The sequence below is a fragment of the Pseudomonas sp. lyk4-TYG-107 genome (assembly GCF_030209055.1).
Taxonomy (GTDB): domain Bacteria; phylum Pseudomonadota; class Gammaproteobacteria; order Pseudomonadales; family Pseudomonadaceae; genus Aquipseudomonas; species Aquipseudomonas putida_A.
This window is the reverse complement of sequence record NZ_JARVST010000002.1, coordinates 18,439-28,887: the sequence shown is the minus strand read 5'-3', so window position 1 is coordinate 28,887 and position 10,449 is coordinate 18,439. Positions and strand designations below refer to the sequence as shown.

Genomic DNA, 10,449 nt, shown 5'->3' with positions numbered 1-10,449 from the left:
TCCGGTCTCAAGCTGCCTGTTTTGCCGTGACGAACGCCGCGAGGCTCGCCACATTGGTGAAGTGGTTACGGGTGTCTTTGGCGTCGGCGTCGATCTTGATACCGTACTTTTTCTGGATCGCCAGACCCAGTTCCAGTGCGTCGACCGAATCCAGGCCCAGGCCTTCGCCGAACAGCGTCTGCTCGTCGCCGATGTCGTCGACGCTGATGTCTTCGAGGCCCAGGGCGTCGATGATCAGCAGTTTTATTTCACGGTGCAGATCGCTCATCTTCGGCGAGCTCCTTAATGTAGTAAGAGTGCAAATAATCGTTGAGCTTGCGCGAGGCCTGCGGGGCCGGGCCTTGCATTGCGAAAGTCTGTGGGTCTATATCGGCCCCGACACGAAAACTGAAGTGCACGCGGCGGTGGGGGATGCGATACCAGGGTTCGGCCTTGGTCAGGGTAGTCGGGCTGACCTTGATGACCACTGGCGTAAGGATTTTCGCACCGCGCAGGGCAATCGCCGCAGCCCCCCGATGAAAGGCTGGCGCCTGGCCGGGTTGAGTGCGCGTGCCCTCGGGGAAAATGATCAGGGTCTGGCCGTTTTGCAGGGACTCGGCGGCAGCGTCGAGCATGTCCATGCTGCCGTCGTTGCTGATGTATTCGGTACTGCGCAGCGGGCCGCGGGTGAAGGGGTTTTCCCACAGGCTTTTCTTCACCACGCAATTGGCCTGGCGCACCAGGCCGATCAGGAACACCACGTCGATCAGCGACGGGTGGTTGGCGATGATCATCTGCCCTGGACGCCCGAGGCGTTCGGCCCCTTGAATGTCATAAGTCAGTACACCGGTGCGGGCCATGAACCGCACGAAAAACCAGAACAGCCGACTGACGGTTTGCCGTGCGCGTTGACGATGCCTGAGCGCGTCACCCGGCAGACAGCCGAGCAGCGGAAATACCAGCAAGCGCAGGCACAGCCCGCCGAGCCCGAACAGGGTGAAACTGGCGGCGGTGGCCAGCAAGCGCCAGTAATAGGCGTCGCGGTTCTTCTCGGTCACGGGTTGCGTTGCCAGGTCCATACACGATTTTTCCAGGCATGTTGGCAATGGGTTTGCTGACCGAGCAGGGCGCGCAACAGATTCAGCGCGTGGGGCCAGTGCGCTTTGGACACTGTTTCCTGGCCGCTGTTCAGGGTCAGCCGCCAGTCGGTACCGGGGGTGAGCAGCAGACCCAGCGCATAAGGGAACGGCACGTCGTCGACCCACTGCGAATAGGCCTCGGGCGGCTGTTCTTCGGTGATGATCAGCAGCACCGCGGGAGCGCCTTCAGCGAGCAGGGCGGAGGCTTCGATGATGCCGTGTTCCAGGCCATCGCCTGCGGCCGCCAGTGCAGTCATTTCGCTGGTTTCACCGCGCATGATCGACCACAGACCAATGATCGCGTTGTGCACCGACAGGCTGAACTGGGTCGGCGACAACGGCTCGTCCTTGGCCAGATCACTGAGGATCTCGAAGGTACGCGGGGTTTCGCCGTGGCGCGAAACAAACACCAGCGGCAGGTTCTCCCGTCCGTCGGCCAGCGGCCAGCCGACACTGAACGCCATCCGCGCCAGACGGCTGAGGCGTCGGCGCTGCATGGCTGGCAGAAACGACACATCGGGCGCGGCATCGCTGCTCGGGAGTACGACCGGTTGTCGGCTCCAGGCCTGCCACGCGTCCACGCTGTCGAGCCCCGGGGCCCACGCGCGCCATTGGGCGATGTTGAAGTTAATCACGGATGTTCATCCCGCCCCTGCGGGCTTTTTATGACGCTTTGGGTCGCCAAAGCCACGGCTGACCTGAGGTGGCGCTGGGCGCCGGGTGGCGCGCATTATCCCGGTGCGACGAGTGTGTAGCAAATGTTGGTTACGTTTTGCGCAACGAAATGTACTGAGTGGTTCGTGGAAAAACTGTCATTTGGCCATTATCCGGATCGTGCGGGATTTGTCTGTCGGGCATATCAGCGCACTCGGGAGGTTTTTGCCCGCTGTGCCCGCTGATTTTTGCGCCTGACTCTGTAGTCCGCGTCGTTGAAGGTAGCGAAGCGCACGCACAGGCAACTACACTCGGTCATTCTTTGATACACGGAGGTTTTGTCATGCGGCGCGTGGTGTTCAATCAGAAAGGTGGCGTGGGCAAATCCAGCATTGCCTGCAATCTGGCGGCGGTGAGTGCCAGCGAGGGCTATCGCACGCTATTGGTCGACCTTGATGCCCAGGCCAACTCCACCCAGTATCTGACGGGGCTCACCGGCAATGACATTCCGATGGGCATTGCCGACTTCTTCAAGCAGACCCTGTCTTCCGGGCCGTTCTCGAAGAAAAACCAGGCCGACATCTACGAAACCCCGTTCGACAACCTGCACATCATCACCGCCACTGCCGAGCTGGCCGATCTGCAGCCCAAGCTTGAGGCCAAGCACAAGATCAACAAGCTGCGCAAATTGCTCGATGAACTGGACGGCGAATACGACCGGATTTATCTCGATACGCCGCCAGCATTGAACTTCTATGCGGTGTCGGCGTTGATCGCCGCCGATCGGGTATTGATTCCCTTCGATTGCGACAGCTTCTCGCGGCAGGCGCTGTACGGCTTGCTGGCGGAGATCGGAGAGTTGAAGGAGGACCACAACGAAGGTCTGGAAGTCGAAGGCATCGTGGTCAACCAGTTCCAGGCCCGGGCCAGCCTGCCGCAGCAGATGCTTGATGAGTTGATCGCTGAAGGTTTGCCGGTGCTGCCGGTGTACTTGAGCAGCTCGGTGCGCATGCGTGAGTCGCACCAGGCCAGCACCCCGCTGATCCACCTCGACCCGCGGCACAAGCTGACGCAGCAGTTCGTCGAACTGCACAACCTGCTCGAAGACCATTGATCCCTGAGCTACTCAGATCACCTGTAGGAGTGAGCCTGCTCGCGATGGCGTCCTGTCTGCGAGCATCTGAGTTGCCTGAAAAGAAGCCATCGCGAGCAGGCTCACTCCTACAATTGAATTTGTGTTGGATCAGATGCCCTGGCTACGCAGCCACGCCATCAACTGTGGCAACGGAAACGCCCCGCTCTGGCGCGCCACCTCCCGCCCGTTCTTGAACAGAATCAGGCTCGGAATCGAACGGATCCCCAACTGCGCCGACAACTGCTGATTGGCCTCGCTGTCGAGCTTGGCCAAGCGGCACTTGCCCGCCAACTGCGCGGCCGCCTGCTCGAATACCGGCGCAAAGGACTTGCACGGCCCACACCAGTCCGCCCACACATCCACCAACAACGGCAGATCCCCTTTGATCTGGCTGGCGTAATCGCCTTGCTTGAGTTCGAACGGCTTGCTCAACAGCACCGCGGACTTGCAGCGCCCGCATTTCGGTTGATCGCCCAAACGTTCGGCGGGGATGCGGTTGAGGCCGTTGCAGGCGGGGCAGGGGATGAGGAGTGGAGTGGTCATGACGGGCTCGGTTTAAGTTGATATCTCGTACGACTGATCTGGAGTCGTACGAGGCGTTTATCAAGGTTGAATCCGGAGCCTCAAGACGAACAACTGATCTCCAGATGCTTGCCCCACTCCGGCGGCCGCTCGGCATAACCTTCCATCCCCGGCTGCTCGTCGAACGGTTTGCTCAGCACCGCATGCAGCCGGCGTACTTCGGAGTAGTCGCCTTGCTCGGCGGCGTCGATGGCTTTTTGCGCGAGATAGTTGCGCAGGATGTACAGCGGGTTGACCGCGTGCATCCGCGCCCGGCGCTGTTCCTGATCGCTGTCGCCATCGCGGGCAACCCGTGCCACGTAGCGTTCGCCCCAGGCATCGAAGCCTTTGATGTCGACGAAGTCATCGCGCAAGCGGGCGACAGCCTGCTCTGCGGACTCTTCGCCGAGATGGCGGAAGAACAGCGTGTAATCGACGCCGCTGTTCTGCATCAGTTGCAACAGGTCTTCGAGCAGTTTCTGGTCGTCATCCTCGGCGCTGGTGAAACCGAGGCGGCGGCGCATCAGGTCGAGGTAGTGCGCCTGGAACAACGGCAGGTACAAACCGAGGGTTTCGCGCAAGGCTTCGACGCTGATGAACGGCGTCAGGGCCTGGGCCAGAGCGCTGAGGTTCCACTGGCCGATCGGCACCTGGTTGCTGAACGAGTAGCGGCCCTGATCATCCGAGTGGTTGCAGATGAAGTTGGCGTCGAAATCGTCGAGGAAGGCGAACGGGCCGAAGTCGAAGGTGATGCCGAGGATCGACATGTTGTCGGTGTTCATCACCCCGTGACAGAAGCCGTAGGCCTGCCACTTGGCGATCAGTTCGGCATTGCGCTCGACGATCTCGCGGAACATCGCCAGATACGGTTCCGGTTGCTCCAGGCACTCGGGATAGTGCATCGCCAATACGTGTTCGCCGAGCAATTTCTGCTGCTCGGGACGCTTGGTGTAGTAGAAGTATTCGAAGTGACCGAAGCGCACATGGCTTGGCGCCAGACGCAGGACCATCGCCGCGCGTTCCTGCTTTTCGCGCCACACCGGAGTGTCGGAGCCAATCACGCAGGCAGCGCGCGAAGACGGGATGTTCAGCGCGTGCAGCGCTTCGGAGGCAAGGAATTCGCGGATCGACGAACGCAGCACCGCGCGGCCATCGCCCATGCGCGAAAACGGCGTCTGCCCGGCGCCCTTCAGATGCAGGTCCCAGTGTTCACCGGCGTTGTTGTAGACCTCGCCGAGCAACAACCCGCGACCATCGCCCAGTTGCGGCGTGTAGCCGCCGAACTGATGCCCGGAATAGACCATCGCCCGTGGTTCGGCATCGGCCCACAACTTGTGGCCGCCGAACAGTTCAGCGAATTCCTGAGTCTCAGCGGTTGCCGGATCAAGATCGAGCAAGGCCAGGGCCGCCGGGCTGGCGACGACCAAACGCGGGTTGTCGATCGGCTCGGGCAGCACGTGGGCGGAGAACGCATCGCCCAGGCGGGCGAAGCGATTGTCGAAGGTCAGTTCGTCGAGGGCTTTCAAGGGCCGGCTCCAGCAGAATGTCCGAGCATTCTGCTGGGATCAGACCGGTTAGTCGAGTTTGGCCGGCGGCGGCTCTTGCAGCGGCTTTTGCTCGGCGTCGATCGGAACGATGGTTTTGTTCTCGTCCTCGATGGGCACCAACTTGTATTCCTGGCCATGAAGGTTTTTCAGATACACCTCCATCTGGCGGAACGAGATGTTGATGTGCTGCTTCTTGAACTCGCGGTTGATGAAGCGGTTCACTTCGTCGATCACAGGGTTGCGGTCACCGAGGTCACGCACGTGCATGCGCAGTTCGTGATCGAGGGTGCTTTCGCCGAAGTTGAGGAAGTACACGTGCGGCTCGGGTTCCTTGAGGACGCGCGGGTTTTCCCGGGCGGCCTTGAGCAGCAGCTCCTTGACCAGATCCAGGTCGGAGCCGTAGTCCACGCCCAGCTTCAAGGTGACGCGGGTGATGGTGTCGGTCAGCGACCAGTTGATCAGTTGCCCGGTGATGAACGTCTTGTTCGGGACAATGATGTCCTTGCGGTCGAAATCGGTGATGGTCGTGGCGCGGATGCGGATCTTGCTCACCGTGCCCGACAGGTTGCCGATGGTGATGGTGTCGCCGATCCGCACCGGACGCTCGAACAGGATCATGATGCCGGAGATGAAGTTGGCGAAGATCTCCTGCATACCGAAACCGAGGCCGACCGACAGCGCTGCCACCAGCCATTGCAACTTGTCCCAGCTGACGCCGAGGGTCGACAGGGTCGAGACAAAGCCGACACCGGCGATCACATACGACAACAACGTCGTGGTCGCATAGGCACTGCCCTGCGCCAGATTGAGTTTCGACAGCACGAACACTTCGAGCAGACCCGGCAGGTTGCGGGCGAGGGCGAAGGTGATGCCGATGATGATCAGCGCGCCGAGCATGTCGCCGATGCTGATCGGCACCATGCTCATGTTGGCGCCAGTGCCGCTGGTGTATTCGTAGAGGGTGATGTTGTCGAGGTACGAGAACACCGAGATCAGGTCGGCCCAGACCCAGTACAGCGCGGCGATGAAACCGCCGAGCAGTGCCAGACGGATCAGTCGCAGCGACTGTTCGTTGACCTTTTCGATGTCCAGGGTCGGCTCTTCGATCACCGCTTCGCCGTCGCCGGCCTCTTTCGCCGCCTGACGTTTGGCCAGGGCGCGCTGGTAGGCCAGGCGGCGTGCGGCGACCGCCAGACCACGCACGAAGGTAGCCTCGATCACCAGCCAGAACATCAGCAGGTACAGGGTGTTGATCAACCGGTCGCTGAGTTTCAGCGCGGTGTAGTAGTAGCCGAAGCACACCGCGACGAACAGGGCGATTGGCAGCAGGGTGAACATCACGCCCACGGCCCTGCGGAACAAGGAGGTGTTTTCGTGGGCCGGGCTGCTGATCAGCAGACGGCTGAGCAGCCACGCCATCAGGGCGTAGCAGGTCAATACCACCGGCATGCCGAGCACGTCGTCAGCCAGCGCTGCCGGTTGCAATTCGGCCACCGCCACCACGGTCACCAGCGCCATCACCACCAGCCCGAGGCGACGGATCCAGCCCTGAAGGAATTCGACCTGCGGTTTGTCCCAGCGGAAGTGCAACTCCGCCACACCGCCCGGCGAGAGAATCCGGTAAGCGGTGTAGAACACCAGCCACGCCTGGCCCATTTGCAGCAACGCCGCGCCCATGTTGGCGTTTTGCCCGCGGGCGTCGATCTGCAAGGCCAGGCCGCACAGGCCCAGGCCCAGCGCTACCGGCATCGCCAGCAGAATATTGATCAGAATCGCCTGGGGCGTATGCCACTGGCTGTCACGTTTGAAGTGCCCGATGTCCTGGTGAACCTTGTTCAGTCGCGCATAAAGCGCCTTGCGCCGCCACAGCAGAGCGCCGATCAGCAAGGCCAGCGGCAGGAACAACAGCGGGCGCTGGGTCAGGCCGTCGGTCAGCTCGCTCAGGCTTGAGGCCAGCGGCAGGGTGTCGATCTGGCGCTTGAGCCGCTCTGGCACGCCGCGAATCCATTCCGCGTCCAGCGGCTTGTTGCTGGGGATCCAGAACATCTGCTCGTCAAGGGTCGCGCGCAGGCTTTGAGCAGTGCTCAGCAGTTGTTTCTGGTTGAGTTGCAGGGTGATCGATTCGTTGAGCACCGCGCTCAGTTCGCGGTTCAGGCGCTCCAGCAGGTCGGCGCGGGTGTTGGCCAGTTCCATCAGGCTCTTGCGCAACTGCGGGGTGACTTGTTCCGGCGGCTGGGTGGAAAGCAGATTGTCGACGTAGGTCGCCGGATTGCTCAGCAGTTCGCGCTGCTGGCTGACTTCGAATTGATACAGGCGAATGTCGGCAATCTGGTCCGCCAGATCGCGGTCGACCTTGAGTCGCGGCAGCGCCTGTTTCTGCTTATAGAGAATCTTCGACAGCAGCAGACTGCCCTTGAGCACGTTGATCTGCTCGTCGAGGGCCGAGTCGCTTTGGGTCAGGCTGTCGAGTTGCTGTTTGGTCTGCAGGTTCTGTTGAGTGACTTCGTTGAGGCGGTCGGTGCTTTTGAGCAGGTAATCGGAGAGCTTGAGGTTGGCCGCACTTTCGGTGGCGAGCAGGCTGCTGCCGCCGGCCTTCTGCGCCTCAATCGACTGCTGAGTGACAGTTTCCTGAGATTGCGCCAGACGCTTCTGGTTGATCAGAGTCTGCAGTTCCTGGATCTCGCGATCGAGACGGTCGGACTTCTCCGAGAGCAGGTCGTGCTGACTGTTGCCCAGATCCTGCAACTGGCTGTTGCCCGCCAGTTCCTGACGGCGCAGCGGAATCAGTGAGTTCAACGCAGCGAGCTCGGCGTTCAACTGGTCGCGCTGCTCGGCGCTGACGGTCTTGCCCGCGTCCTTGCCGGATTTGAGGATGTTGTTGATCTGCTGGATGCGCGTCTGGCTGGCAGAGATTTCCGCCTGCGCCCGCTCGGGACGGGTCTGGGCAGTGATGATCAGGCTGTTGGCATCGGCCAAGGCCTTTTGCAGGTCGCTCTGCTGGGTCGAGCGATCGGTGAGGATCTGCTCCAATTGCTGGATCGACTCTTTGGTGAAGCGCTGCGCCACCGGCACCACTGGCGTGGCCTTGAGGCGCGTCAGTTCGCGGGTGTTCTCGATGGTCTGCCGCGGGGCGGAGGCCAGTTGCTGCTTGAGGTCGATCAGCTTCTGGTCGTAATCACGCCGGCTGTTGAGTTGATTGAGCGTGGTTTGCAGGACCGTCTGCAGGCTCTTTTTGTCGGCATCCGGCAGTTTGCTGTCGGCCAGTTTGTCGAGGCTGGCCTGCACGGCTTCGCTGGACGGCGGTTCGGCGGCGTAGAGCGGGCCGACGGAAAGACTCAGGCCCAGCAGGGCCGCGAAAAAGAAGGAGCGCAGGGTAGGCATAGAGACCGGTCAAGCAAGTGAGAGTGGACGCAGTTTAGAGGAAGAGACCGGGGCCCGGGCGACTTCCTTCGGGGAATCTGACGCCCACTTTGCCGATCTTGTTCCCGTCCATGACCGCGACCGTCCAGTGAGTGTTGTTCCACTCCACCTGGTCGCCAACGATCGGTGCCCCCCCGACCTTGTGGGCAATGAACGCACCCAGGGTCATGTCCGGATCGATGCCTTCGGCCGGTAGGCCATATAGCGCGGCAACCGCTTTAAGCTGGGCGTCTCCTTCGAGCACGAAGTCGCCGAAGAAGCGCAGATCCAGACCGCGTTGCGGCGCCTGGCTGAACAGTTTTCCGAGCGCTGGCAAGTTGTGTTCATGCCCGATAACACACAGCAAATCATCGACCTCCAGCACCGTACTACCCGACGGATGGAGCAGTTGCTGGCCACGAAACAGGGCGGCGATGCGGGTGCCTTCGGGCATTTTCAGCTCGCGCAGGGGCGAGCCGATGCACCATTTCTCGGCACCGAGCTTGTAAACGAACAGCTCCCACTCGCTGGTGATGTGCACTTCAAGTGCCGAACGGGAGATGGGCGCCGGCTCCGGCGGGACCGTCACCTTCAACAGTTTGGCCACCCATGGCAGGCTTGTGCCTTGCACCAGCAGCGACACCAGCACGATGAAGAACGCGAGGTTGAAATACAGCTGCGCATTCGGCAACCCGGCCATCAGCGGGAACACCGCGAGAATGATCGGTACCGCGCCGCGCAACCCGACCCAGGAAATAAACGCTTTCTCGCGGCCGTGGAACGCCTTGAACGGCAGCAGGCCGACCAGTACCGACAGCGGCCGGGCGAACAGAATCATCCATAGCGCCAGACCCAGCGCCGGCAGGGCGATCGGCAGCAAATCGTGCGGGGTAACCAGCAACCCCAGCACGAGGAACATGCCGATCTGTGCCAGCCACGCCATGCCGTCGAGCATGTGCAGAATGCCGTGACGGCTGCGCACCGGGCGGTTGCCGATCACCAGACCGCACAGGTACACCGCGAGGAAGCCGCTACCGTGCAGGGCGTTAGTCAGGGCGAACACCACCAGACCGCCGGCGATCACCAGAATCGGGTACAGGCCGGTGGCGAGGTTGATCCGGTTGACCAGTTGCAGCATCAGCCAGCCACCGCCAAGGCCGATCACGCCGCCGATGCCGAATTCGCGGATCAGGTGGGTCAACAGGCTCCAGTGCAGGCCGGTCTGGCCGCTGGCGAGCATGTCGATCAGGGTCACGGTGAGAAACACCGCCATCGGGTCGTTGCTGCCGGATTCGATTTCCAGGCTGGCGGTCACCCGTTCGTTGAGGCCCTTGCCGCCGAGCAGCGAGAACACTGCGGCGGCGTCCGTGGAGCCGACGATGGCGCCGATCAGCAGGCCCTGGATCAGGTTCAGGTCGAACAACCATGCCGCGGCCATACCGGTCAGCCCGGTGGTGATCAACACCCCGACCGTCGCCAGCGACAACGCCGGCCACAGGGCCACGCGGAAACTCGAGACCCGTGTGCGCAAGCCGCCGTCGAGGAGGATCACCGCCAGTGCGAGGTTGCCGACCAGATAGGCCGTCGGGTAGTTATCGAAAATGATCCCGCCGCCATCGACCCCGGCGGCCATGCCGACCGCAAGAATAATGACCAGAATCGGGATGCCGAGACGGGAGGAAAGTGAGCTGACAAGAATGCTCGCACCTACCAGCAACGCGCCGATCAAGAACAGGCTGTTGATGGTCGTCGCATTCAAAGGCAGTACTCCAGAAGCGTAAAGACGGGCACAAACTGACCATGCAGTCTGCGTGCCAGCGATTCTAACCTGTTGAAATGTGATGCTGTCAAAAAGCTTTTTACGTGGGCATCACATTGAATGGGCACCGAATGAAAACTGTGGTGAGGGGATTTATCCCCTATGGGTGGCGAAGCCGCCCTAAACGCTGAATGCGAGGTGCATCAGATACACCTCGCACGATGGTTTTACGACTGCTTCGCAGCCGATCGGGGATGAATCCCCTCGCCACAATGG

The 10,449-nt window shown here is 61.4% G+C and carries 8 protein-coding genes; 1 reads left to right on the top strand and 7 read right to left on the bottom strand.

The window, feature by feature from the left end:
* Positions 1–7 precede the first annotated feature (7 nt).
* From QRN61_RS01845 to QRN61_RS01835, 3 genes are read right to left on the bottom strand one after another with little or no spacing between them, the layout of a single operon-like run.
* Positions 8–268 carry a phosphopantetheine-binding protein gene (locus QRN61_RS01845; RefSeq protein WP_007967290.1) on the bottom strand — a complete coding sequence of 87 codons (261 nt, stop codon included), beginning with the start codon at positions 266–268 and terminating at the stop codon, positions 8–10.
* On the bottom strand, positions 249–1,058 hold the full coding sequence (locus tag QRN61_RS01840; RefSeq protein WP_096794711.1) for a lysophospholipid acyltransferase family protein: 810 nt from the start codon (positions 1,056–1,058) through the stop codon (positions 249–251). Before QRN61_RS01840 ends, QRN61_RS01845 begins: the two co-directional genes overlap by 20 nt.
* Positions 1,034–1,753: a beta-ketoacyl synthase chain length factor gene (locus QRN61_RS01835; RefSeq protein ID WP_103368705.1), complete on the bottom strand. Its 720-nt coding sequence runs from the start codon at positions 1,751–1,753 to the stop codon at positions 1,034–1,036. The genes QRN61_RS01840 and QRN61_RS01835 overlap by 25 nt, the downstream gene beginning before the upstream one ends.
* 362 nt (positions 1,754–2,115) lie before the next feature.
* Here QRN61_RS01835 and QRN61_RS01830 point away from each other — a divergent pair, with 362 nt between their 5' ends.
* Complete coding sequence (locus QRN61_RS01830) at positions 2,116–2,886, top strand: ParA family protein (RefSeq protein WP_150369498.1); 771 nt, start codon at positions 2,116–2,118, stop codon at positions 2,884–2,886.
* Positions 2,887–3,015: 129 nt separating this feature from the next.
* On the opposite strand, the gene trxC is transcribed toward QRN61_RS01830, so the two are convergent.
* From trxC to QRN61_RS01810, 4 genes are all read right to left on the bottom strand, one after another.
* Positions 3,016–3,450, bottom strand: coding sequence for a thioredoxin TrxC (gene trxC / locus QRN61_RS01825; protein WP_027611346.1), 435 nt, complete (start codon positions 3,448–3,450; stop codon positions 3,016–3,018).
* Positions 3,451–3,530: 80 nt separating this feature from the next.
* Entirely contained in the window at positions 3,531–4,994 is a 1,464-nt protein-coding gene (gene selO, locus QRN61_RS01820; RefSeq protein ID WP_027611347.1) for a protein adenylyltransferase SelO, read from the bottom strand.
* A 48-nt stretch (positions 4,995–5,042) separates the two neighbouring features.
* Positions 5,043–8,396 (bottom strand): mechanosensitive channel MscK, encoded by a 3,354-nt coding sequence (mscK, locus tag QRN61_RS01815; RefSeq protein ID WP_134785264.1) that lies wholly within the window; start codon positions 8,394–8,396, stop codon positions 5,043–5,045.
* A gap of 34 nt (positions 8,397–8,430) precedes the next feature.
* Positions 8,431–10,173, bottom strand: a complete 1,743-nt coding sequence (locus QRN61_RS01810; RefSeq protein ID WP_096794715.1) for a potassium/proton antiporter — start codon at positions 10,171–10,173, stop codon at positions 8,431–8,433.
* Between the last annotated feature and the right edge of the window lie 276 nt (positions 10,174–10,449).

Bases quoted from the DNA above. Each gene is read 5' to 3' on its own strand.
- QRN61_RS01845 (WP_007967290.1), bottom strand. From the start codon at position 268: ATGAGCGATCTGCACCGTGAAATAAAACTGCTGATCATCGACGCCCTG.
- QRN61_RS01840 (WP_096794711.1), bottom strand. From the start codon at position 1,058: ATGGACCTGGCAACGCAACCCGTGACCGAGAAGAACCGCGACGCCTAT.
- QRN61_RS01830 (WP_150369498.1), top strand. From the start codon at position 2,116: ATGCGGCGCGTGGTGTTCAATCAGAAAGGTGGCGTGGGCAAATCCAGC.
- trxC (WP_027611346.1), bottom strand. From the start codon at position 3,450: ATGACCACTCCACTCCTCATCCCCTGCCCCGCCTGCAACGGCCTCAAC.
- mscK (WP_134785264.1), bottom strand. From the start codon at position 8,396: ATGCCTACCCTGCGCTCCTTCTTTTTCGCGGCCCTGCTGGGCCTGAGT.